This is a genomic window from Pantoea sp. RSPAM1 (assembly GCF_038816185.1).
Classification (GTDB): domain Bacteria; phylum Pseudomonadota; class Gammaproteobacteria; order Enterobacterales; family Enterobacteriaceae; genus Pantoea; species Pantoea ananatis.
This window is the reverse complement of sequence record NZ_CP046137.1, coordinates 523,539-546,519: the sequence shown is the minus strand read 5'-3', so window position 1 is coordinate 546,519 and position 22,981 is coordinate 523,539. Positions and strand designations below refer to the sequence as shown.

General features: G+C 54.6%; 20 protein-coding genes and 3 tRNA genes. 4 read left to right on the top strand and 19 right to left on the bottom strand.

What is annotated here, in order from left to right; genetic code table 11:
* Positions 1–51: 51 nt before the first annotated feature.
* Positions 52–378: a biofilm peroxide resistance protein BsmA gene (gene bsmA, locus GKC68_RS03145; RefSeq protein WP_047715076.1), complete on the top strand. Its 327-nt coding sequence runs from the start codon at positions 52–54 to the stop codon at positions 376–378.
* On the opposite strand, the gene GKC68_RS03140 is transcribed toward bsmA, so the two are convergent.
* The 15 genes from GKC68_RS03140 to nnr all read right to left on the bottom strand — a co-directional run bounded on the left by GKC68_RS03140 (position 352) and on the right by nnr (position 18,384).
* A complete protein-coding gene (locus GKC68_RS03140; protein WP_252294128.1) occupies positions 352–1,980 on the bottom strand; it encodes an isovaleryl-CoA dehydrogenase in 1,629 nt (542 codons plus the stop codon). The two genes, bsmA and GKC68_RS03140, sit on opposite strands and share 27 nt — an antisense overlap.
* An 85-nt stretch (positions 1,981–2,065) precedes the next feature.
* Complete coding sequence (gene rlmB / locus GKC68_RS03135; RefSeq protein ID WP_028721914.1) at positions 2,066–2,800, bottom strand: 23S rRNA (guanosine(2251)-2'-O)-methyltransferase RlmB; 735 nt, start codon at positions 2,798–2,800, stop codon at positions 2,066–2,068.
* 68 nt (positions 2,801–2,868) lie between these two features.
* Positions 2,869–5,304, bottom strand: coding sequence for a ribonuclease R (gene rnr / locus GKC68_RS03130; RefSeq protein ID WP_342656570.1), 2,436 nt, complete (start codon positions 5,302–5,304; stop codon positions 2,869–2,871).
* A gap of 16 nt (positions 5,305–5,320) precedes the next feature.
* A complete protein-coding gene (nsrR, locus tag GKC68_RS03125) occupies positions 5,321–5,764 on the bottom strand; it encodes a nitric oxide-sensing transcriptional repressor NsrR (protein ID WP_028721912.1) in 444 nt (147 codons plus the stop codon).
* A 222-nt stretch (positions 5,765–5,986) separates the two neighbouring features.
* The gene (locus GKC68_RS03120; RefSeq protein WP_013027399.1) at positions 5,987–7,285 is read right to left on the bottom strand and encodes an adenylosuccinate synthase; all 1,299 of its coding nucleotides are present in this window, start codon (positions 7,283–7,285) and stop codon (positions 5,987–5,989) included.
* Positions 7,286–7,451: 166 nt separating this feature from the next.
* Positions 7,452–7,652: a DUF2065 family protein gene (locus GKC68_RS03115; RefSeq protein WP_028721911.1), complete on the bottom strand. Its 201-nt coding sequence runs from the start codon at positions 7,650–7,652 to the stop codon at positions 7,452–7,454.
* 55 nt (positions 7,653–7,707) lie between these two features.
* Positions 7,708–8,712, bottom strand: coding sequence for a protease modulator HflC (gene hflC, locus GKC68_RS03110; protein ID WP_013027401.1), 1,005 nt, complete (start codon positions 8,710–8,712; stop codon positions 7,708–7,710).
* Between the two features lie 3 nt (positions 8,713–8,715).
* On the bottom strand, positions 8,716–9,948 hold the full coding sequence (hflK, locus tag GKC68_RS03105) for an FtsH protease activity modulator HflK (protein ID WP_058706256.1): 1,233 nt from the start codon (positions 9,946–9,948) through the stop codon (positions 8,716–8,718).
* 163 nt (positions 9,949–10,111) lie between these two features.
* On the bottom strand, positions 10,112–11,392 hold the full coding sequence (gene hflX, locus GKC68_RS03100) for a ribosome rescue GTPase HflX (protein WP_028721909.1): 1,281 nt from the start codon (positions 11,390–11,392) through the stop codon (positions 10,112–10,114).
* 75 nt (positions 11,393–11,467) lie between these two features.
* The gene (hfq, locus tag GKC68_RS03095; RefSeq protein WP_013027404.1) at positions 11,468–11,782 is read right to left on the bottom strand and encodes an RNA chaperone Hfq; all 315 of its coding nucleotides are present in this window, start codon (positions 11,780–11,782) and stop codon (positions 11,468–11,470) included.
* Positions 11,783–11,886: 104 nt separating this feature from the next.
* Positions 11,887–12,837: a tRNA (adenosine(37)-N6)-dimethylallyltransferase MiaA gene (gene miaA, locus GKC68_RS03090; RefSeq protein WP_047715072.1), complete on the bottom strand. Its 951-nt coding sequence runs from the start codon at positions 12,835–12,837 to the stop codon at positions 11,887–11,889.
* Positions 12,830–14,668, bottom strand: coding sequence for a DNA mismatch repair endonuclease MutL (gene mutL / locus GKC68_RS03085; protein ID WP_342656569.1), 1,839 nt, complete (start codon positions 14,666–14,668; stop codon positions 12,830–12,832). The genes miaA and mutL overlap by 8 nt, the downstream gene beginning before the upstream one ends.
* Before the next feature lie 49 nt (positions 14,669–14,717).
* Positions 14,718–16,394, bottom strand: coding sequence for an N-acetylmuramoyl-L-alanine amidase AmiB (gene amiB, locus GKC68_RS03080; protein WP_221611460.1), 1,677 nt, complete (start codon positions 16,392–16,394; stop codon positions 14,718–14,720).
* Positions 16,391–16,867 (bottom strand): tRNA (adenosine(37)-N6)-threonylcarbamoyltransferase complex ATPase subunit type 1 TsaE, encoded by a 477-nt coding sequence (gene tsaE, locus GKC68_RS03075; RefSeq protein ID WP_028721905.1) that lies wholly within the window; start codon positions 16,865–16,867, stop codon positions 16,391–16,393. Before tsaE ends, amiB begins: the two co-directional genes overlap by 4 nt.
* The gene (gene nnr / locus GKC68_RS03070) at positions 16,864–18,384 is read right to left on the bottom strand and encodes a bifunctional ADP-dependent NAD(P)H-hydrate dehydratase/NAD(P)H-hydrate epimerase (RefSeq protein ID WP_311092461.1); all 1,521 of its coding nucleotides are present in this window, start codon (positions 18,382–18,384) and stop codon (positions 16,864–16,866) included. Before nnr ends, tsaE begins: the two co-directional genes overlap by 4 nt.
* On the opposite strand from nnr, the gene queG reads away from it, so the two are divergent.
* Positions 18,383–19,522, top strand: a complete 1,140-nt coding sequence (gene queG / locus GKC68_RS03065) for a tRNA epoxyqueuosine(34) reductase QueG (protein ID WP_047715068.1) — start codon at positions 18,383–18,385, stop codon at positions 19,520–19,522. The two genes, nnr and queG, sit on opposite strands and share 2 nt — an antisense overlap.
* 339 nt (positions 19,523–19,861) lie before the next feature.
* Here the strand turns inward: queG and GKC68_RS03060 are convergent.
* The 4 genes from GKC68_RS03060 to orn all read right to left on the bottom strand — a co-directional run bounded on the left by GKC68_RS03060 (position 19,862) and on the right by orn (position 20,842).
* Positions 19,862–19,937, bottom strand: a tRNA-Gly gene (locus GKC68_RS03060).
* Between the two features lie 26 nt (positions 19,938–19,963).
* Positions 19,964–20,039, bottom strand: a tRNA-Gly gene (locus GKC68_RS03055).
* A 25-nt stretch (positions 20,040–20,064) separates the two neighbouring features.
* Positions 20,065–20,140 (bottom strand) — tRNA-Gly (locus tag GKC68_RS03050).
* A gap of 153 nt (positions 20,141–20,293) precedes the next feature.
* Positions 20,294–20,842, bottom strand: a complete 549-nt coding sequence (gene orn, locus GKC68_RS03045; RefSeq protein ID WP_014604895.1) for an oligoribonuclease — start codon at positions 20,840–20,842, stop codon at positions 20,294–20,296.
* Between the two features lie 100 nt (positions 20,843–20,942).
* Between orn and rsgA the strand changes: the two genes are divergently transcribed.
* Positions 20,943–21,992: a small ribosomal subunit biogenesis GTPase RsgA gene (gene rsgA, locus GKC68_RS03040; RefSeq protein ID WP_058706260.1), complete on the top strand. Its 1,050-nt coding sequence runs from the start codon at positions 20,943–20,945 to the stop codon at positions 21,990–21,992.
* 92 nt (positions 21,993–22,084) lie between these two features.
* On the top strand, positions 22,085–22,981 hold the full coding sequence (gene asd / locus GKC68_RS03035) for an archaetidylserine decarboxylase (RefSeq protein ID WP_028721901.1): 897 nt from the start codon (positions 22,085–22,087) through the stop codon (positions 22,979–22,981).

Here is a 22,981-nt window from a genome sequence, read left to right as displayed (position 1 = left end):
CGGGCGGGTAGCTTACACTTATCCACTTAACCTGACGGCGAGAAATCTGCTATGCGTTACGCTCTGTTACTGACGTTAAGTTTGTTGTTAAGTGGCTGCTCGCTGTTCCAGGTGACGCCAAAGGCTCCGCCCGCGCCAACAGGTAAAGCGCAGTCCATTACGCGTGCCCAGAGTGGCGGTTTGCCGAAGCTGGGCACCATTAGCGCCAGCGTAAGAGGCTCGCCTGACGACGCGCAGCGTGCCATTGCTGCGCGCGCGAATCAGGCCGGCGCCGTTTATTATCAGATTTTGATGATCGACGAAACGGTTACCCCCGGAATCTGGTACACGACGGCCATCTTATATGGCGCCTCACCTGCCGCTGGCGCGCGCCAGTAAGCGGTCGGTCAGTGGCCCCTCGATTTTGCGCGTGCCGCGCGGGTCGAGCCACTGACTGCACCATGCATCCGCCACTAACGGCTCGGCGTGCTTCAACAACACTGCCGCCGTCGCCAGCTGCAGCAGCCTGTCGGTAAGTTCACGGGCCTGCGACTCATCCATTTTGCTCAGGTGCAGAGCCAGCTGTCGCCAGCTGCGATCGAAATGGCGGTTACAGCCTTTAACGGCGTCAAACGCCTGCCTGAGCATGTCCAGCGTGCCGCTCTGGCGGCCCACCACTCTTAATACGTCAAGACACATCACGTTGCCCGATCCTTCCCAGATACTGTTGACCGGAATATCACGATAGAGGCGAGGCAGCTCGCTGTCTTCGCAATAGCCCACGCCGCCCAGTACCTCCATGGCCTCAGCGATAAAGGGAGCGCCTGCTTTACAGATCACATATTTCGCCGCCGGGGTAAATAACCGGGCGAAGGCGGCTTCATGGACGTTGGCGGGAGAAGACCAGGCACGCGCCAGGCGAAGCAGCAGTGCGGTTTGCCCTTCTAACTGCAAGGCCTGACGCGCCAACACCTGACGCATGATCGGTTGATCCACCAGCGTTTTGCCCATGACCTGACGCTGATGTGCGTGGTACAGCGCAACGGAAAACGCCCGGCGCATTTGGCCGTGGCTGCCCAACGCACAGTCAAAACGCGTCATGCCCGCCATTTTCAGGATCAGACGAATGCCTTCACCCTCTTCGCCCAGCAGCCAGCCGGTCGCATCCCTGAACTCCACTTCACTGCTGGCGTTGGAACGGTTACCGAGCTTGTCTTTTAACCGCTCAATGAAGATGGCATTTCTGGAACCGTCCGGCAGCAGCCGTGGCAGAAAGAAGCAGCTGAGCCCCTGCTGCGTTTGCGCAAGAATCACATGCGCATCGCTTTGCGGCACAGAGAAAAACCATTTATGCCCGACGATACGATAGGCTTCACCGCTTCCGCGCCTGTCCAGGGGCTCTGCGCGCGTCGTGTTGGTCAGCACATCGCTGCCGCCCTGCTTTTCAGTCATGCCCATGCCAATCAGCAGACCGCGCTTCTGATCGCCCGGAACCGCATGCGTGTCGTAACGATCGCTGAGTAAGGGTTCGAGCCAGGACTCAAACCGGGCAGGCAAATAACGCTGTAGTAAAGGGATTGCCGCGTGGGTCATGGTCACCGGACAGAGCGTTCCGGCCTCAACCTGAGCATGCAGGATAAAGCGTGCCGCACGGGCTACGCTGGCATTTGGCTGGACGTCAGGCTGCCAGCTGAGGTTATGCAGACGGCTGGCGCAAAGGCCCTGCATCAGCACATGCCAGGCTGGATGAAAGCGGACGTCATCCAGCCTGACGCCGCGTGCGTCATAACGGTGGAGTTCAGGCGGGCTGGCATTGGCGAGCCTGCCCAGCTCCAGCGATTCTGCACTGCCCAGTTGCCTGCCGACTGACGCCAGCCACTCGCTGTCCCAGCCGCCGCCTTCGCGCTGCAGTGCGTCACACAAGGGAACATCAGACAGAAACAGATTGCTGTGGCTGAGGGGAAAAGGTTGGTTGAAAACGGTGTGAGTTGTCCAGGTCATAACGGCTCCTCGCGGATATCACTCACTTAGTATGTAAGGTGAATGACCATTATGACCGGACAGAGAGACTAAATTGCGGCAGCGATCACGCGTTGCGCTGACGAACCGCTTCAAACAGGCAGACGCCAGTGGCGACTGACACATTGAGGGACGAAACGCTGCCAGCCATAGGAATACTGATGAGCTCATCGCAGTGCTCACGCGTCAGGCGACGCATCCCTTCACCTTCGGCGCCCATAACCAGCGCCATCGGCCCGGTCATTTTGCTTTGATAAACGGTATGGTCGGCTTCGCCAGCGGTGCCGACGACCCAGATATTATATTCCTGCAGCAGGCGCAAGGTGCGTGCCAGATTGGTTACCCTGATGAGGGGAACGTTTTCTGCCGCACCACTGGCAACTTTTTTCGCCGTCGCGTTCAGAGGGGCGGAGCGATCTTTGGGGACGATGACGGCATGGGCGCCTGCGGCATCGGCGCTACGTAAGCAGGCACCAAGGTTGTGAGGATCGGTGACGCCGTCGAGCACCAGCAGGAACGGCTTTTCCAGGCTCTGCAGCAGATCCGGTAGATCGCCTTCCTGATACTGGCGGCCCGGCTTAACACGCGCCACAATCCCCTGATGCACGCCGCCTTCCACCTGGCTGTCCAGCCATTTACGATCGGCCAGTTGAATCACGATCCCTTGAGCTTCTAACGCGGTCACCAGCGGTTGCAGGCGACGATCGTCGCGGCCTTTGAGAATAAAGACTTGCTGGAAACGCTGAGGATCACGTTCCAGCAGCGCCTGCACGGCATGGATACCAAAAATAATTTCGCTCATCAATCTGCTCAGTGGTTGGAAATGAATGGATAACAGCCCCTGCATGCACGCAGGGGCTGATGTGCGCATCAGGCCGGCTTCGCCTTCTTCGCGGCACGCTTAGCCTTGGTGGCGGCGGCGATTTTACGGGTTTTCTCGGAAACTTTTTTACTTTTTTTCTCGGTCTTTGCCGCAGCAGGCTGACTGCTGCTGTTGCGGAAGGCTGAATCCGGCTCGAAATTCGTTTTACGACCGGTCTGACGGCGATGCTTCGTCGGTGCCTTAGCGTTCCGCTTCGCCTTTTCCCGTTCCGTTTTACCTTCGCCACGTACCTGGCGCTTACTGGAAACCAGCGCAAAGTCGATTTTACGCTCGTCCATATGGACCGCGTCGACCCGCACTTCAACGGTATCGCCCAGGCGATAGGTACGACCGCCAGATTCGCCAATCAGTCGCTGACCTACCGGATCGAAACGATAGTAGTCGTTATCCAGCGTAGAGACATGAACCAGCCCGTCGATAAAGAGATCGCTCAGGCGCACAAAGAAGCCGAATCCGGTTACGCTGGAGATCACGCCGTTAAAGACGTTACCTACCTGATCCTGCATAAAGTCACACTTCAGCCAGTCTGCCACATCGCGAGTGGCCTCATCGGCACGGCGCTCTGTCATGGAGCAGTGCTGGCCCAGCTGCAGCATCTGTTGCATATCGTAATGGTAGCCGCCGGTAGCCGTGGTCAGGCCTTTTACTTCGCCCTGCTCTTTTGCCAGCAAATACTTGATGGCGCGATGCAGTAACAAATCCGGATAGCGGCGAATTGGCGAAGTGAAATGCGCATAAGAGGCCAGCGCCAGGCCAAAGTGGCCCCGGTTTTCCGGATCGTACACCGCCTGTTTCATGGAACGCAGCAGCATGGTTTGCAGCATTTCCGCGTCGGGGCGATCGGCAACCTGATCCAGTAGCGCGGCGTAATCGATCGGCTGCGGTTTGTTTCCGCCCGGTAAGCTCAGGCCCAGCTCGTTCAATACTGTGCGGAAGCTTTTGATACTGTCGTCGCTGGGACGATCGTGATCGCGGAACAGTGCCGGTTCCTGATGCTTCTCGACGAAACGCGCTGAGGCGATGTTTGCCAGAATCATGCACTCTTCAATCAGCTTGTGGGCATCATTACGTGAGGTGCGCTCGACCCGTTCGATTCGACGTTCCGCGTTGAAGATAAATTTCGCTTCTTCGGTTTCAAATGAGATGCCGCCGCGCTCTTCACGGGCCGTTTCCAGCACCTGATACATGTTGTGCAGTTCCTGCAGGTCTTTCACCAGCGGCGCATATTGCTCAAGCAGTTCCGGATTGCCCTGCAGAATATTCCAGACTTTGTTATAGGTCAGACGTGCATGGGAGTTCATCACGGCTTCATAATGCTTAAAGCCGGTGAGCTTACCTTTTGACGACACGGTCATTTCGCACACCATACACAGGCGATCGACCTGTGGATTCAGCGAACACAAGCCGTTCGACAGCACTTCCGGCAGCATCGGCACCACCTGCGAAGGGAAATAGACCGAGGTACCGCGCTGCTGCGCTTCGTTGTCCAGCGGTGTGCCGGGACGAACATAGTAACTGACGTCCGCAATCGCGACCCACAGCCGCCAGCCGCCGCCGCGTTTTTTCTCGCAGTAAACCGCATCATCGAAGTCGCGCGCATCTTCACCATCAATAGTGACCAATGGCAGATCGCGAAGGTCAACACGGCCTTTTTTTGCCGACTCCGGTACCTCTTCATTCAGTTTGCCCACCTGAGCCTCAACTTCTGGCGGCCAGCTGTGCGGAATTTCATGGGTGCGCAGCGCCATATCGACTGCCAGGCTGGTGCCCATGTCATCGCCCAGAATCTCGGCGATTTTGCCGATCGCCTTCGAACGACGCGTCGGGCGCTGCAACAGTTCAACCACCACCACGGAGCCCATACGGGCATTCATGGTTTCCTCAGGGCCAATCAGGATGTCGAAGCTCAGACGGCTGTCGTCAGGCACCACAAAGCCCACGCCTGCGTCAGTGAAATAGCGGCCGACGATTTGGTTGTTACGCGGCTCCTGAACCCGCACCACACGTGCTTCGCGGCGGCCTTTGCGATCCGCGCCCAGCGGTTGGGCCAGAATCACATCGCCATGCATACAAAATTTCATCTGCTCGGCGGACAGATACAGGTCATCTTTTTGTCCTTCAACGCGCAGAAAGCCATAGCCATCACGGTGGCCAATGACTTTTCCACGGAGCAAATCGAGACGTTCTGGCAAGGCATAACATTGGCGGCGGGTAAAAACTAGCTGACCATCACGCTCCATCGCACGTAAACGACGGCGCAAGGCTTCGAGGTGTTCTTCTTCCTGCAGGTTCATCTCTTGTGCCAGCTCTTCACGGCTGGCCGGTTTTTCTCGTTTTTCTAATAACGCCAGAATAAATTCACGGCTTGGAATAGGGTTTTCGTACTTTTCAGCTTCTCTGTCCAGAAAAGGATCTTTTGACATTAGGGTTCCTCCGATGTCATTTAGTATTCATTGCCACCGGCGGTTCGGACAATATAATTTCATATAGAGGTGTATTACCTTCTACTAAGTCTGCCAGCGTGTAGCCATCCAGCGCCTGTAAAAACAGCTGCACGGCGTCATGTAAGGCCTTTTTAAGTCGGCAGGCGGGCGCGATAGAGCAGTTCGAACAATCCACTAACTGTAGTGGCTCCATTTTGCGTACCACTTCACCTATTACGATGTCCCTGGCGCTCATGCCCAGGCGGATGCCCCCATTTTTGCCACGAATTGCGGAGACAAATCCTGCACGACTAAGCTGATTGATAATTTTGACCATATGATTACGCGATACGCCATAGGTATCGGTGACTTCAGTGATATTGGTCAGCCTGCCTTCCGGCAAGGTGGCCATGTAAATCAGCGCCCGCAGGCCGTAATCGGTAAAACTTGTTAGCTGCACAGTGACCTCAGTCAATCATCCGGTGGCACGTCTATGCTCACCCGTCCTGCTCTTTATTTCAATGTTGAACTGGCTCTTTCGTATTGCGCTACGATGATAAACCAGACTGTTGACGACTGTGTATTTTTTTCAGCCAGTGAAGGGTTTGACAAGCGAAGGGGCGTTTAGTGGCATCAAATGACATAAAAAACAAAGGCCGGACAATGTCCGGCCACAGGATGATTATGCGTTGAAGGGATCGCGCAGAATCATCGTCTCGCTACGGTCTGGACCCGTTGAAATAATATCAATGGGCACACCGGTCACTTCTTCTACACGTTTAATGTAGTCACGCGCGGCCTGTGGCAGGCCTTCCAGCGTTTTCACGCCAAAGGTTGTCTCGCTCCAGCCCGGCAGGGTTTCATAGATTGGCTCAATGCCTTCCCAGTTTTCCGCTGCCAGCGGCGTGGTGGTGACTTCGCTGCCATCAGGCATGCGGTAAGCCACGCAAATTTTCACTTCTTTCAGACCATCCAGCACGTCCAGCTTGGTCATGCAGAAACCGGAGAGCGAGTTAATCTGCACGGCACGACGTACAGCGACCGCATCCAGCCAGCCAGTACGGCGGCGGCGGCCCGTTGTGGCGCCAAACTCGTTGCCCTGCTTGCACAGGAATTCACCGGTTTCGTCGAATAACTCGGTCGGGAACGGGCCTGCACCGACACGCGTGGAGTAAGCTTTAACGATACCCAGGACGTAATCCACAAAGCGTGGACCAATACCTGACCCCGTCGCCACGCCACCGGCAGTGGTATTTGAAGAGGTGACATAGGGATAAGTACCGTGGTCAATATCCAGCAGCGTGCCCTGGGCACCTTCGAACATGATCAGATCGCCACGCTTACGTGCCACGTCTAACAGTTCAGAAACGTCAACAACCATGCTGGTGAGGATGTCGGCAACCGCCATCACATCGCTCAGCACTTTGTCGTAGTCAACAGCTTCTTCTTTGTAGTAATGCACCAGCTGGAAGTTATACAGGTCGATCACTTCTTTCAGCTTGGCCGCAAAGGTTTCTTTGTTAAACAGGTCGCTGACGCGCAGTGCACGGCGGGCCACTTTGTCTTCATAAGCAGGACCGATACCGCGACCTGTGGTGCCAATGGCTTTTGCACCACGCGCTTTCTCGCGCGCCATATCCATTGCCACATGATATTGCAGGATCAACGGGCAGGCTTCAGAAATCAGCAGACGCTCGCGTACGGGAATCCCACGCTCTTCCAGGCCTTTCATCTCTTTCATTAATGCTTCAGGAGAGAGAACAACGCCATTACCAATGATGCTGGTAACGTTGTCACGCAGAATGCCAGAAGGGATTAAGTGGAGGACGGTTTTTTCACCGTTGATGACAAGTGTATGGCCCGCATTGTGGCCGCCTTGATAACGCACAACGTAATTAGCGCGCTCAGTCAGAAGGTCTACAATCTTACCTTTACCTTCGTCACCCCATTGGGTGCCCAGTACGACGACGTTCTTACCCATTTCTCAAAATCACCGATTGCTTAAAAAAGGATTCTACCATCTGATTTTTCGGTTTTCAGCACTTTTAGCATACGATTGCGCGCTTTTTTGCCTGAGTTTTGATCGCGACAACATCCAGGGGTAAAATCGCGGCTAAGATACCATTCAGACGGCGAGGCTGAAGGCATCAAAGTTCGCCATGCAGCCGCAACATACAGTAAATCACCACGCCGGCCACCACCAATCCCCCGCCAAATCGATGTAACAGGCGATCGGGCAACTGTGTCATGCTCAAAATCACACGTCGCCACAGGCGTGGCATAAACATCGGCCCCAGGCCTTCCAGCACCAGAACCAACGCCAGTGCCATCCAGATATTCACGTTCATACTGCATCCAAAAAAAAGGCCGACAACATTGTCGGCCTGTTAGTTATATCAGTTCTTAACGCGTGGCGTTAGAAGGCGCCTTCATATAGCGGAAGAAGTCGCTATCCGGACTCAGTACCATGACGTCCTGATTTTCATTGAAGCTGTTTTCATACGCGCGCAGGCTGCGGATAAAGGCGTAGAAATCCGGATCCTGGCTGAATGCGTTGGCAAACAGTTTCGCCGCTTCTGCATCACCATCACCGCGGGTGATCAATGCCTCACGCTGTGCTTCTGCAAGCGTACGGGTGACCTGGTAATCGGCCTGGGCGCGCAGTTTTTCGGCCTCTTCCTGACCCTGCGAACGCTGACTACGTGCAACGGCTTCACGTTCTGCGCGCATACGGTTGAAGATCGCATCCGACACTTCCGTCGGCAGGTTGATCTGTTTGATACGCACATCTACAACCTGAATCCCTAACGCCGCCATACTGTTAGGATTAGGCGCCGGTTCGCTGCTGTTGGTTTCACGCTCAACCCGCGCGGCTGCACTGGCGATAGCATCATCCGCAGCAGGCGTGGCAACTTCGTCGTCACCGCCCGCCGTACCGGTGTTCAATGCATCGCGCACGTCGGTGGTTAAACGGCCTCGTGAATCGGTCACGATATCTTTAACGTCAAGACGGCCCATTTCTGAACGTAAGCGGTCACTGAATTTACGCTTCAGCAGGACTTCGGCCTGAGAAACATCCCCGCCACCGGTTGCCAGGTAGTAACGACTGAAATCACTGATGCGCCACTTGATGTAAGAGTCGACAATCAGATCTTTCTTTTCTTTAGTCACGAAGCGATCGGCCTGGTTATCCATAGTCTGGATACGGGCATCCAGCATTTTAACCGTTTCAATAAAGGGGATCTTGAAATGAAGACCCGGCGCAAACACCTGCGGTTTGTTTTCGCTATCGCGTAACACTTTACCAAAGCGCAGAACGATACCGCGCTCGCCTTCCTGAACCACGAACAGCGACGCATAAAAGGCCACCAACGCGATAATGATTAGTACAATTACTGGCTTACGCATTGATTACTCTCTCCCTTCGCGCTGGGTATCGTTGCGCAGAGCGTTGGCTCGACGCTGATCCATGATGCTGTCTGGACTGTATGACGACGTGTCATTGCGGCTGGCACTGCGATCGGAAAGCGAGGGCAACGCTGAGCTGCTCTTTTGGCCACTCTTAGCAGAGGAAGACTCGCCGCCACGCATCAGTTGATCGAGAGGCAGGACCATCAGATTGTTACCGCGATCGTTGACCAGCACTTTACGTGTATGGCTCAGCACACGCTCCATGGTCTCGATATACAGACGCTCTTTGGTGATTTCCGGCGCGGCTTTATACTCAGGCAACAGCTTAGCAAAACGCGCCACTTCACCCTGTGCTTCCAGAACAGTACGCTCTTTATAGGCACGCGCTTCTTCCAGCACACGCTGTGCACGACCGTTAGCGCGCGGCTGCACTTCGTTGGCATAGGCTTCGGCTTCACGTACGTACTGCTCACGGTTTTCACGCGCGGCAATCGCATCGTCAAACGCCGACTTCACTTCTTCTGGTGGACGTGCCGCCTGGAAGTTCACGTCGAGAACTGTAATGCCCATATTGTAAGGACGAATGGTTTCGTCGATTTCGCGCTGGGTTTCGCTACGTACAACCGTACGACCTTCTGTCAGAATGCGGTCCATGGTCGATCGGCCAATCACGCCGCGAAGCGCACTGTCCGTTGCCTGGCGCAGGCTGTCGTCCGGACTGGTAACGGAGAACAAATAGCGTTCAGGATCGGTCACACGGTACTGGACGTTCATTTCAACGCGCACGACGTTTTCGTCGGAGGTCAGCATCACCCCTGATGCCGCCAGTTCACGCACGGCTTCGACGTTGACGGCACGGACCTGATCGATAAAGGTCGGTTTCCAGTTCAGGCCGGGCTCAACGATGTGGCTGAACTTACCAAAGCGAGTGACTACGCCCCGTTCGGCTTCTTTAATCGTGTAAAATCCGCTTGCTGCCCAGATAACGACCGCCGCAACGGCAACAATCCCAAAGATTTTGCCGCTACCGCCGGAACTGCGCTGACCATTGTCACCTTTGTTGCCGCCGCCGAATCCGCCAAGCTTTTTACTTAGCTTGCGGAAGATATCATCCAGATCAGGAGGCCCAGATTCCTTACCTCCCTTATTTCCCCCAGAGTTGCCGCCTTGGTTATTGCTGCTTCCCCACGGGTCGCGGTCCTGTCCGTTATTTCCGGGCTGATTCCACGCCATGTCATTACTCCATTTATAGTTTTAGCGGCTTACCCGTTGTATTCCGTATTGTCGCAACGCTGGCTACGCTCATTGCCCTGACCCTTTGCAAAGTCACTGTCAGAGAACCCCCCAACGCCACATGACAACATAAAATCCTCAGAGTAAGTTCGATTTGGCAATATCAAACAATATAACTGGTCAGCGACGGCTCCTGCTTGCATAAGCGGCGCCAGTCAATCACGGGCATACGCACATGCAACCCTACACAGCCGTCTTCTTCGTTCCACTCTTTTTCAATCGCCTGCAACTGATAGAAGCGGCTGCGTAAGCGACCCGCCTCCGGCGGCAGACGTAAATCATACTGCGCAATTTCACCGGACAACCGCTCGGAAAGCGCCTGCCACAATAAAGGAATGCCGACGCCGGACTGTGCAGAAAGCCACACGCGGACCGGCATATTTTCTTCATCACGGTCAATGCGCGGCTCAAAGCCGTCCAGCACGTCGATCTTATTCATGATCAGTAACGTGGGGATTTCGTCAGCGTCGATTTCCTCCAACACCTCATTAACCGCGCCGATATTTTCATTAACCCGGACATCGGCGGCATCGATCACGTGCATCAGCAGCGTGGCCTGACGCGTCTCTTGCAGGGTAGCTTTGAAGGCGGCAACCAGATCGTGCGGCAGGTGGCGAATGAAGCCAACGGTATCGGCCAATACCACTTCGCCTACATCAGCGACGTTTAGCCGGCGCAGCGTGGGGTCCAGCGTCGCAAACAGCTGGTCCGCGGCATAGACATTGGCAGACGTAATGGCGTTAAAGAGGGTAGATTTACCGGCGTTGGTGTAGCCTACCAGTGAAACGGTCGGGACATCCGCTTTGGCACGCGCCTGGCGGCCCTGCTCGCGCTGTTTTTCAACACGTTCAAGACGCGACAAAATCTGGCTAATGCGCCCGCGAAGTAAACGGCGGTCAGTTTCTAACTGGGTTTCACCCGGACCACGCAGGCCAATCCCGCCCTTCTGGCGTTCAAGGTGCGTCCAGCCACGTACCAGACGTGTTGCAAGGTGACGCAACTGCGCCAGCTCAACCTGCAATTTACCTTCGTGGGTACGCGCGCGTTGGGCAAAAATATCAAGAATCAGGCCAGTGCGGTCGATAACACGGCACTCGCACAGGCGCTCAAGATTACGTTCCTGAGCGGGCGTTAAAGCATGATCGAAAAGAACGACCGATGCTCCACTTGTTTTTACCGCATCGGCAATTTCAACGGCCTTTCCTTCACCGACAAAATACTTTGGGTGTGGCGCTTTACGACTGCCGGTGACAACCTGCAGTGCTTCAACGCCAGCAGAAGACACCAGGGTTTCGAATTCCTGTAAATCTTCCAGCTCTTTGTCTTGGGAGAACCAGATGTGTACCAGTACGGCCTGCTCACCGGCATCATAACGGTCAAACAAGCTATAACCTCGCTTATATAAAAAGACCAGGATGGAAAACCTGACGCTTTCCTATCCTGGTTAAACGGTGCCGCCTTACTCTGCGTTATCACCGTCTTGTTGTGGCTGCGACTGCGCAGAAGTGCTGCTGCCGCCATGATGGTAATTGTTGCTGCTGCCACCGCCGGTATTGTTGCTATGGTGAGAAACCGGGCGTGAAGGCACGACGGTAGAAATGGCGTGCTTATAAACCATCTGACTTACCGTGTTTTTCAACAAGATCACGAATTGATCAAAGGATTCGATCTGACCTTGCAGCTTAATACCGTTAACCAAATAAATCGAAACCGGAACACGTTCACGACGCAGTGCGTTCAGAAACGGGTCTTGTAATGATTGCCCCTTAGCCATTCTATCTTTTCCTTATATGCTTGTTGTTTGTTGCTTGTAGAACACAGTGGTTCTGAAAAAAACTGCGTAAAAATTTGCGCACGTAACTTGCCAATTGTACACAATCACCCATGCTTCGCACTAACAACCTTCAGTACTGTATCACGCGCTGAGTGAGGTTCATCACTGTCTAGCCAGTGAATATTTTCCCAACCACGTAACCAGGTCATCTGGCGTTTAGCGAGTTGCCGGGTTGCGCAAACTCCCCGATAAACCATTTCGTCGTAATCGATCTCGCCAGCCAAATAAGACCACATCTGGCGATAGCCAACACAACGAATGGAAGGCATATCCGTATGCAAATCACCTCGTGCAAACAGGGCCCGAGACTCCGCTTCAAATCCTGACGCCAACATCTGATCAAAACGCAGTGCGATGCGTTGATGCAACAGCTCGCGGTTCGCGGGGGCGATAGCAAACTGATGGACATCGTAGGGTAACGCTTCACCAGAAATTTTTGTCAGTTCCGTTAAAGTTTTACCCGAAATAAAAAAAACTTCCAGTGCTCGCGAAAGTCTCTGCGGATCATTCGGATGAATACGACTGCCTGCGACCGGATCAATTTCGCAAAGTTGACGATGTAAAGCTTCCCAGCCTCTTTCATTCGCCATTTGCTCTATTTTTTGACGAACCTCCGGATCGGCCGAGGGCAGCGGCGACAATCCTTCAAGTAACGCCTTGAAGTAGAGCATAGTTCCACCAACAAGCAACGGAATTCGTCCATGCTGAACGATATCCGCCATTTCTGCTAACGCATCCCGCCGGAACTCTGCCGCCGAATAGGCTTCGGCAGGATCGCGAATGTCCAGCAAGCGATGAGGCGCCTGCGCCTGCTCTTCTGCAGAGGGTTTTGCCGTACCGACATCCATCTGACGATAAATCAGCGCCGAATCTACACTGATAAGCTCTACAGGTAAGTGCTTGCGCAATTCGATCGCTAATGCGGTTTTGCCTGACGCTGTAGGCCCCATCAAAAATATTGCCTTTGGCCGGCCCGCCTGGTTCAGTTCACTCATGCTTCAACGCGTTGACCGCGCTCTCAATCTCAATGGCTTGTACTAAGCCAGAAGGTGGCGATTTCAGCAACTGCGGGCAAAGCCTTTCGAGCTCAGCCAGCAAGGTAATCGCCTGGGAGTGATTCCAGTGTGGAGGCTCTGCATCTTCACGCCGCGCCAGCCACTGGGCCAGTTGCGTAGCAGAGTTCTCCTGCTGTCGGGCGAGATAGCCTAACAGTTCAGGAATCAAGATTTGTAAATTTTGTGTTCGTAACGGTAAAGGCACCGCACGCAGAATAATGTGGTCACCCTCCGGGTGTAAATCAATGCCCATTAGGTTGAGCAGACTGAGGTTTTCCTCGGCCGCCTTGCGCTCCGCCGACGCGATTTTTAACCGCACCGGAATCAAAAGCGGCTGTGATTTCAGCCCGCCTTCGGCAGGTTCTAACTGTGCCTGCTTTAACCAGCGGGTTGCCACAGGCAGCGCCATTAGCAGTAACCGCTGGCCCTGCTCAAGCAGAGCATACTGGCCTTCAAGCACGGTTAACACGCGACCAAAACTGTGGGCGTGAGCCGCCAGAGGTGGCACGGCACTGACCGGCTCTCGTGCCGCAGGCTCGGCACTTTTGGTTGCCGGCGAACTTGCCGGCGTTTTAAGAAGCTGCTGGTAAACCCGGCCTTCGCGTTGGCTGTATCCGGCGTCTTTATTTTGCCAGGCGGGTACAACCGATGGACTGCCCGCGTGACCCGTAACAGCCGGCTGGCTGAAATGATTGCCGCCTGCCGCCTGGCGGTTCTCCTGCTGCCAGCGCGGAGTGGGTTCTTCAGCCTCTAACGTTGGCAGAACCGGGGAAGTGCTTTCCTGCAACACGCTCATGACGCCCTGATAGATGAAGTCATGCACCAGACGTGACTGATGAAAACGCACTTCGTGTTTTGCCGGATGCACGTTTACATCGACCTGATGCGGATCTATCTCTAAATACAAGACGTAAGCGGGGTGCTGATCATCCTGTAGCTGGCTCTGAAACGCCTGACGGATAGCATGATTGATCAGCTTGTCACGCATCATGCGGCCATTAACATAGCAATACTGAATATCACTCACCTGACGGGAGCCAGACGGATCGGTAACCCAGCCGCGCAATACAAGGTCATCATGTTGCCAGTCAATGCGTAGCGCATGCTGCATGAAGGTCGTCCCGCATATGGCACCCAGCCGACGCTCACGTTGCCCTTCATCATTGACGGCCCGGTACTGACGCATCAGTTTGCCGTTATGGCTTAATGAGATAGCCACGTCAAAGCGCGCCAGCGCGATGCGCCGGATCACTTCATCAATATGCCCGAACTCGGTTTTTTCAGTGCGCATGAATTTGCGCCGGGCTGGCGTGTTGTAAAACAGGTCAAGCACTTCCAGCGTTGAACCACAAGGATGGGCGGCGGGCTTAACAGTAACGTCCATATCGCGCCCTTCAGCATACGCCTGCCAGGCTTCGTTTTGCTCGGCCGTGCGCGATGTCAGGGTCAGACGAGACACTGAGCTGATACTGGCTAAGGCTTCACCGCGAAAGCCCAGGCTCATAATGGCCTCAAGATCGTCCAGCGACGCAATTTTACTCGTGGCATGGCGAGCCAGCGCCATTGCCAGCTCATTTTTCGCTATACCGCAGCCGTTATCCCGGATGCGAATCAGTTTTGCGCCACCCTTTTCAATTTCCACATCAATGCGCGTCGCCCCGGCATCAAGGCTGTTTTCCACCAGCTCTTTGACGACCGATGCAGGACGCTCAACCACTTCTCCCGCTGCAATTTGGTTTGCGAGTTGCGGCGGCAAAATTTGTATTGGCATGCTGGATATCCTTGTGGCTGGCAACCCGGCACGGCGGCCGGGCTAACAATCAGGATGCAGGGATTTTCAGGTTCTGACCCAACATCACGTTGGTGGATTTCAGGTTATTCGCCTGGAGAATCGATTTAGGGCTGACACCATAATGCGCGGCGATACTGCTCAGCGAGTCTCCCCGCACCACTTTATGCCGCACCGGGCGGTGCGCCCCTGAGGAAGCAGGTGCGGTGCGGCTAGCCACCGCACTGGCCGGAACTTTCAGCCGCTGCCCCACCCAGACAACATCACGCTTCAGGGTGTTCATCTGCCGCAGTGTTGCCATGCTCACGCCATATTTTGCCGCGATTCCTGAGAGCGTTTCGCCGCGCGTGACGGTATGCCGCTGAATGGCGCCCGTATACTGCGTCGCTCCGGTCGCCGGGTTACTGACTACGCTGACCGCTGGCGACGTAGCCAGTGGCCGGTTTTCCTCCTTTGGGACCGATTGTAGCGGGTGCGCCAGGAAATAAGCGCGCAGTCCTTTATATATCGACTGGGCAATCTTATCCTGGTGTGCGCTACTGCCGAGCAGTCGCTCCTCCGAGGCATTACTGATAAAACCGGTTTCCACCAACAGGGAAGGAATATCCGGCGAACGTAGCACGCCAAGACTGGCATGCTCAGGTAAACGTTTGTGTAAAGACGTGACGCCACGCAGCTGTTGAATCACCTTCGTCGCGATGTCATAGCCGACGCGCTGCGAGTGACCAAACTGCAAATCCAGCACGGCCTGACTCAGATAGGGATCGGCCTGACTGTTCGCCAGCAGATCGCCTGCTCCGCCTAACAGTTCTGACTGTTTCTCTTTCTGCTCCAGCCAGTTTGCCATCTCACTGTTCGCGCGGCGGTTAGACAATACCCAAACAGATGCCCCGGTTGCCGCATGGCTGGGTGCCGCATCGGCGTGAATTGACACCAGCACGTTAGCATTCGCTTTACGCGCAACGTCTGAACGCCCCATCACAGAGATAAAATAGTCGCCGTCACGCGTCAGGACCCCTTTAAACATGGGATCGTCGTTTAACAACACTTTCAGTTTACGCGCAATGGCGATGGTGACGTTTTTCTCTTTAAGTCCGTGCTGGCCTATCGCCCCGGGATCCTGGCCTCCGTGTCCGGCATCGATGGCTACAATAACCGTGTCGTTTCGGCTGGCAACCCCACCGGGACGGACCGTGCTGTTGGTGTTGGTGACCGTCGTCACCGGGTTGGCATTGAACGGATTACCGGCTGCGGTTTCCAGGGCTCGTGTCGGCGCAGACTCGGCCGCAACCACGGGCGCGCTGCGCGTAACAGTCGGATGTTTACCCTGTATGGTAAAGACCACGCTGTACTGACTGCCGTTGCGTTGCGTGACGGCGCGGGTTTTTCCAGACTGCGTCAGCTCAAAGACCAGACGTATGCTTTGTTTATCTTTTGGGGTACTGGTACGAATGCGTTTAACGATGTTATCGCCGCTAAACGTCAGGGGTAGGCCTTTGATGACGCCGCTTTGACGAATATCCAGCACCACACGGTCGGGATTGTGTAGCGAAAAGTAGGCATAAACAGGCTGGCCAGAAAAGCTCAGCGTGACCGTGGCCTGATTTCCGCCATTCGATACCTGAATATCAGACAGATTAGCGGCAAACAGGGGGCCGGTAATCAGTAGCAATCCTGCCACGACGAGCATTTTCATCCATGTCATCATGCCCGAGCCCTGCCGTGTTCGATCTGATCAACCCAGCGTTGCCCCTGGGCGGAGTGCGCAACCAGCTCGGCTTGCCGCGCTTCACCGACATAACGGAGCGTCAACGCCACATCCGGCGGGGGCAAAATACCTGCGCCCTGCTGGGGCCACTCAACCAGACAAACCGCATCGTTCGTGAAGTAGTCACGAATACCCATAAACTCCAGCTCTTCCGGGTCGGCAAGACGGTAGAGATCGAAATGATAAACGGAACGCCCTTCCAGAACATAAGGCTCGACGAGCGTGTAGGTAGGGCTTTTCACATTGCCCGGATGACCGGATGCCTGCAAAAAACCGCGGCTGAAGGTGGTCTTTCCTGCGCCGAGATCGCCATAAAGATAGATCACCGCCGCATTGCCACAGGCCTGCGCCAGTTGAGCACCCAGTTCGAGTGTTGCCGCCTCATCGGGCAAAGATATAACACAGCTCTTCATGCTTCTTGATTCATCTCTGGATTAACAAACTGCCACAGCAGATCAAATAAGTCTGATGCCAGCATGCCGCGCGTGCCCCGCTGCTCAGCCAACGTATCAGCGGCAGCACCGTGAGCAACACAACCTGCACAGGCAGCATCAAACAGCGCCAATTTTTGTCCCATTAACGAGGCAATAATACCGGTGAGCACATCACCCATACCGCCCGATGCCATCCCGGCATTACCCACATCGGCAAACGCCATTTGCCCGTTTTCACTGGCAATTATCGTGCCCGCACCTTTTAATACGGCAACACCACCATAACGTTTCGCCAGCTCTCGTGCGGCTTGTAAGCGGTCACTCTCAATTTCGCTGGTCTTAACACCCAGTAAACGAGCAGCTTCACCCGGATGCGGCGTTATAATGCGATTCTGACGTTTCTCAGCGCTTATTGCCAGCAAGTTAAGCGCATCTGCATCCCAAAGCATGGGCTTTTCAGTACTTTTAACCTTTTCGAGTGCTTTTTTGCCCCATTCCCGCTGTCCCAGCCCCGGACCGATGGCGATGACGTCCGCCCATTCCAGCGCATCAGCCAGTCCCGCGTCCGTGAGCACATCCACCATAATTTCCGGGCGCGCGGTGAGGACAGGAATAATATTGTCTTTGTGAGTAAGCACTCGCACCAAACCACTTCCCGTTCGTAGCGCGGCTTCGGCCGACATCCGCACAGCACCGGCGGTGCCGCTGTCACCGCCTATCACCAACAAACGCCCCTGTTCGCCTTTGTGGGACGTTGCTTTACGCGGTTTCAGCCAGTGGGATAAAAAACGGGCATCGTAGCGAGCCATAGGCGGCGACTGCGCTGACAGAAAGCTCTGCAGCCCCAGGTCGGCAAAGTAAAGCGACCCAATACAGTCCCGCGCCTTGCCGGTAAGCTGTCCGGGCTTCAGCGCAATAACGCTCAACGTATGCGTGGCATTGATAACCTCTCCCGGTGTGTTCCCTGTCGCTGCAGACAGACCAGAGGGGAGGTCAATCGCCATGACCGGCGCGTCATGTGCGTTTACCTGAGTTATCAGGGTGGAAACAGGTTCGGCGGGCGCCCGGCTGATGCCTGTTCCCAGTAAAGCATCGACGATAATATCAACCTTTTCAGGCCAGGCCACGTCGGGCGCATGGATCACCCCACCCGCTTCAAGCCAGCTGTTTCTGGCGGCCTCTGCTTCGTCGGGCAGCGGCTTATCGCTATCACAGGCCAGAAGTGTTACCTGTTTGCCTGCAGCCTGCGCCAGACGGGCAACAACATAACCATCGCCTCCGTTATTGCCATGACCGCAGAGCACCAGCCAGTGCTCTGCATCCGGCCAGTGGACAGTCATATGCTCATAGGCCGCCTGTCCTGCCCTTAACATCAGCTCGTAGCGCGAGATACCCAGTGCATCGGCACCCTCACGCTCAAGTTGTGCCAGTGCCTGCGCAGGCCAGACAGAGTGTGGTAAACTGCTGCCGTTTCCCTTCGAATTCTGGTTAGTCATGTCATACCCTCTCGATCTTGATCAACTTGCTCAACTCATTAAACAGTGGGGACGCGATCTCGGCTTTCAGCAGGTCGGTATTACCGACACCGATCTCAGCGCTGAAGAACCGCGTCTGCAGGCATGGCTGGAAAAACAGTACCATGGCGAGATGGAATGGATGGCCCGCCATGGAATGATGCGTGCGCGTCCCCATGAGCTGTTACCCGGTACGCTGCGGGTGATCAGCGTGCGCATGAATTATCTTCCTGCCAAAGCCGCTTTCGCCAGTACGCTGAAAAACCCACAGTTAGGCTATGTCAGCCGCTATGCGCTGGGCCGTGATTACCACAAAGTATTGCGCAATCGCCTGAAAAAGCTTGGAGAAATGATTCAGGCCCACTGTGGCGAAAGCCAGTTTCGTCCGTTTGTCGATTCTGCCCCACTGCTTGAACGCCCTCTGGCAGAGAAAGCCGGATTAGGCTGGACCGGCAAACACTCGTTGATCCTGAACCGGGAAGCGGGCTCATGGTTTTTCCTGGGGGAATTGCTGATCGACCTGCCTCTGCCGATAGACTCCCCACAGGAAGAGCAGTGTGGACGCTGCGTGGCCTGCATGACGATTTGCCCGACAGGCGCTATCGTGGCCCCCTACACGGTGGATGCCCGCCGCTGCATTTCCTACCTGACGATAGAGCTCGAAGGCGCCATCCCAGAAGCGCTGCGGCCCCTGATGGGGAACCGCATTTATGGCTGTGACGACTGCCAGCTCATCTGCCCCTGGAACCGCTATGGGCAACTGACTGACGAAGCGGATTTTTCCCCCCGCGCAGCGCTGCATGCGCCAGCGTTAACCGCCCTGTTTCAGTGGGATGAAGCGAAATTCCTGCGTATTACCGAAGGCTCTCCCATCCGCCGAATTGGTTATCAGCGCTGGTCACGCAATATTGCGGTGGCGCTGGGGAATGCCCCGTGGAGCGCAGAGATCCTCCCCATACTCGAACAGCGGCTGGGGGAAAGTGATTTACTGGATGAACATATTCAGTGGGCCATTGCCCAGCAACAGGATAAGCGAAAGCACGTAGAGATTGATGTACAGCCAGCACAGCAAAAAAGGCTCGTCAGGGTGATAGAGAAGGGGTTGCCGCGTGATGCCTGATTGCGCAACGATGGACAGGTAGCAGATTTCCACATCCTGTGAATAAAAATAAAAACACCTTGTCATTCAATCGTAATAACACAAGTGACAGAACCAAATAACATAATGAAATATTATTATTTCCTTACATATCATTAAGTTAAATAAAATTTGTGTTATTTTGCAAATGCGACTAGCGCTTGGCTTAATCCCAATATCTGTGGATAACTCTGTTTAAAAGAGTTTTACAGAACGGCAAAAAAGGGCTGGACAGTCGTCTGCCTGCTGTGGATAACTCTGACTGTAGTACAAAAGATCATTATCCAGCCTGACGGGCTGCGACAAAGAAAGTGACAAAACTGGAGCGGGAAACGAGACTCGAACTCGCGACCCCGACCTTGGCAAGGTCGTGCTCTACCAACTGAGCTATTCCCGCATAGAAGGGCACTGCTAAACATATTTTGGAGCGGGAAACGAGACTCGAACTCGCGACCCCGACCTTGGCAAGGTCGTGCTCTACCAACTGAGCTATTCCCGCATAGAGGGTACTGCTAAACATAATTTGGAGCGGGAAACGAGACTCGAACTCGCGACCCCGACCTTGGCAAGGTCGTGCTCTACCAACTGAGCTATTCCCGCGCCTTGTACCGTCATAAATTCTTCACCGGTACGGGGTGCGCATTATACGAGAAATCGCTGCTGCTGCAAGATGCTTACAGCAAAAATTTGCGCTTTTGATGCGTTTGCTGCTTATTGCATCAACCTGGCGATTTCCTGCGCACCCTTTGCGGTTTAAAGCTGCAAAAAGTGTTGGCGGTAGTACGCCAGCTCGGCAACAGACTCACGAATATCGTCTAACGCCTGATGCGAGCCGCTCTTTTTGAAGCCGGGAAGAATGTCTGGCTTCCAACGACGCGCCAGTTCCTTAAGCGTGCTGACATCTAAATAGCGGTAGTGGAAATAGGCTTCCAGCTCTGGCATGTACTTGAACAGGAAACGGCGATCCTGCCCGATGCTGTTGCCGCAGATGGGCGAGGTATTTGCGGGCACCCACTGCTGTAGGAACTCGATAGTCGCTTTTTCCGCAGCGCGGTCGTCAATCTTACTGGCCTTTACCCGTTCCACCAAACCGCTATTCGTATGTGTACGAACGTTCCATTCGTCCATTAAGGCTAGCTGTGCATCTGACTGGTGAACCGCCATCACCGGCCCTTCAGCCAGGATATTGAGATCGGCATCGGTCACGATAGTGGCGATCTCAATAATGCGATCGCGTTCCGGATCGAGTCCGGTCATTTCAAGGTCGATCCAAATCAGATTATTTTCGTTTCCAGTGGCCATGCTGTTACCTGTGGGTTGCTGAGTCGTCATTCATCATGAATAAGGTGTATCATAGACGTTTTGCCCCTCAGGGCGAAATCCAGCTAAACGGTGAGGGTGAGTGAGTAAAAATAAACTGTCTAAAGGTCAACAACGTCGCGTAAGCGCTAACCACGATCGTCGTTTGAACCAGCGCAAAGCGCGCCCGGAAGCGGACGATAATATGTTTGGTCAGGACGCAGAGGGCGTGGTGGTCAGCCGATTTGGCATGCATGCCGATGTCGAGGACAGTGCTGGCCTTACCCACCGTTGCAATATACGTCGCACGATTCGTTCGCTGGTGACCGGCGATCGGGTGGTATGGCGTCCCGCCCTAAACGGCGGTAAAGGTATTGTTGAAGCGGTGCACGAACGCACCAGCGTGCTGACGCGCCCCGATTTCTACGATGGCGTCAAACCTATAGCCGCAAACATCGATCAAATTATAATCGTGTCCGCGATTCTGCCTGAGCTGTCACTGAATATTATCGACCGTTATCTGGTCGCCAGCGAGACACTGGATATTGAGCCCCTGCTGGTGCTGAACAAAATCGATCTGCTGGATGACAACGCACGTGCGTTTGTTGACGAGCAGATGGAGATTTACCGCAAGATTGGTTATCAGGTATTGATGGTTTCCAGCCATGTGAAAGAGGGTTTGACTGCACTGCAGGCAGCCTTAACTGACCGGGTAAGTATCTTTGCCGGGCAGTCCGGCGTAGGTAAGTCCAGCCTTCTGAACGCCCTGCTTGGCTTCGATCAACAGCAGGACACCGCCATTCTGACCAATGATGTTTCCGATGTTTCCGGGCTGGGCCAACATACCACGACCGCATCCCGGCTTTATCATTTCCCCGAGGGCGGGGATGTGATTGATTCTCCGGGTGTCCGTGAGTTTGGTTTGTGGCATCTTGAGCCGGAACAAATCACGCGTGGATTTGTCGAATTCCGTGCGTTCTTAGGCGATTGTAAGTTTCGTGACTGTAAGCATGACGCCGATCCGGGCTGTGCGATTCGTGAAGCCGTTGAAAACGGAAAAATCGATCAATCACGCTTCTATAACTACCACCGTATTCTTGAAAGCATGGCGCAAATGAAAACCCGGAAAAACGTCGCAGAGAGTGAAGATTAAGGCCCGTAACGACGTATTCGCCATCTGACTGGGGCGCTGTTACAATCCGCTCCCTTTTTGTCAATGTTATGAAAGATAGCCAGGAGGCTAGGGTGTTTGATCGTTTTAAACTCGGCTTGAATCACATTCTTCCAAAAAAATGGCTGACTGAACTTGCGGGTTGGGGAGCCAGTCGTCGCGGCGGTTGGCTGACGAAGCTGGTCATTGATATTTTTGTCTGGTTTTACAAAGTCGATATGGCTGAAGCACGGAAACCGGATACCGCCAGCTACCGCACCTTTAACGATTTCTTTGTTCGTCCGTTAAAGGACGATGCACGCCCAATCGATCCCGATGCCAGCCTGATCGTTCTGCCTGCCGACGGCGCAATCAGCCAGCTTGGCCATATTGAAGGCGATCAGATTTTCCAGGCGAAAGGCCATTACTACACGATTGACGCCCTGCTCGCCGGTAATGAGCATATGGCTGCACAGTTTCGTGAAGGGGAATTTGCGACCACTTACCTGGCACCGCGTGATTATCACCGCGTCCACATGCCTTGTAACGGCATCCTGCGTGAGATGATCTATGTACCGGGTGATCTTTACTCCGTCAATCCGCTGACCGCACGAAATATCCCTAACCTCTTTGCCCGTAACGAGCGCGTAATTTGTTACTTTGAAACCGATATGGGCCCGATGGTGCAGATCCTGGTGGGCGCAACGATTGTCGGCAGCATCGAAACCGTTTGGGCAGGCACCGTCACACCGCCGCGCGAAGGCATTATTAAACGCTGGCATTACCCGGCCGCCGATCATGACGGCGCCGTCGTATTACTCAAAGGTCAGGAAATGGGCCGCTTTAAACTGGGTTCTACGGTGATCAACCTGTTCGCCCCTGGCCGAATCAAGCTGGCGGAAAGCCTTGAGGCGGAAAGTAAAGTTCGACTGGGCCAACCTTTAGCGCTCGCCCTTCCACTGGCCCCCATTCCATCTGACGCTACTGAGTAA

What these genes read in the sequence shown, in the direction of transcription:
- hflC (WP_013027401.1), bottom strand. Translation starts at nt 8,712, where the DNA reads ATGCGTAAGCCAGTAATTGTACTAATCATTATCGCGTTGGTGGCCTTT.
- queG (WP_047715068.1), top strand. Translation starts at nt 18,383, where the DNA reads ATGTCATACCCTCTCGATCTTGATCAACTTGCTCAACTCATTAAACAG.
- rnr (WP_342656570.1), bottom strand. Translation starts at nt 5,304, where the DNA reads ATGTCAAAAGATCCTTTTCTGGACAGAGAAGCTGAAAAGTACGAAAAC.
- tsaE (WP_028721905.1), bottom strand. Translation starts at nt 16,867, where the DNA reads ATGAAGAGCTGTGTTATATCTTTGCCCGATGAGGCGGCAACACTCGAA.
- hflK (WP_058706256.1), bottom strand. Translation starts at nt 9,948, where the DNA reads ATGGCGTGGAATCAGCCCGGAAATAACGGACAGGACCGCGACCCGTGG.
- amiB (WP_221611460.1), bottom strand. Translation starts at nt 16,394, where the DNA reads ATGATGACATGGATGAAAATGCTCGTCGTGGCAGGATTGCTACTGATT.
- mutL (WP_342656569.1), bottom strand. Translation starts at nt 14,668, where the DNA reads ATGCCAATACAAATTTTGCCGCCGCAACTCGCAAACCAAATTGCAGCG.
- orn (WP_014604895.1), bottom strand. Translation starts at nt 20,842, where the DNA reads ATGGCCACTGGAAACGAAAATAATCTGATTTGGATCGACCTTGAAATG.
- nnr (WP_311092461.1), bottom strand. Translation starts at nt 18,384, where the DNA reads ATGACTAACCAGAATTCGAAGGGAAACGGCAGCAGTTTACCACACTCT.
- GKC68_RS03115 (WP_028721911.1), bottom strand. Translation starts at nt 7,652, where the DNA reads ATGAACGTGAATATCTGGATGGCACTGGCGTTGGTTCTGGTGCTGGAA.
- GKC68_RS03120 (WP_013027399.1), bottom strand. Translation starts at nt 7,285, where the DNA reads ATGGGTAAGAACGTCGTCGTACTGGGCACCCAATGGGGTGACGAAGGT.
- GKC68_RS03140 (WP_252294128.1), bottom strand. Translation starts at nt 1,980, where the DNA reads ATGACCTGGACAACTCACACCGTTTTCAACCAACCTTTTCCCCTCAGC.
- hfq (WP_013027404.1), bottom strand. Translation starts at nt 11,782, where the DNA reads ATGGCTAAGGGGCAATCATTACAAGACCCGTTTCTGAACGCACTGCGT.
- rlmB (WP_028721914.1), bottom strand. Translation starts at nt 2,800, where the DNA reads ATGAGCGAAATTATTTTTGGTATCCATGCCGTGCAGGCGCTGCTGGAA.
- miaA (WP_047715072.1), bottom strand. Translation starts at nt 12,837, where the DNA reads ATGAGTGAACTGAACCAGGCGGGCCGGCCAAAGGCAATATTTTTGATG.
- bsmA (WP_047715076.1), top strand. Translation starts at nt 52, where the DNA reads ATGCGTTACGCTCTGTTACTGACGTTAAGTTTGTTGTTAAGTGGCTGC.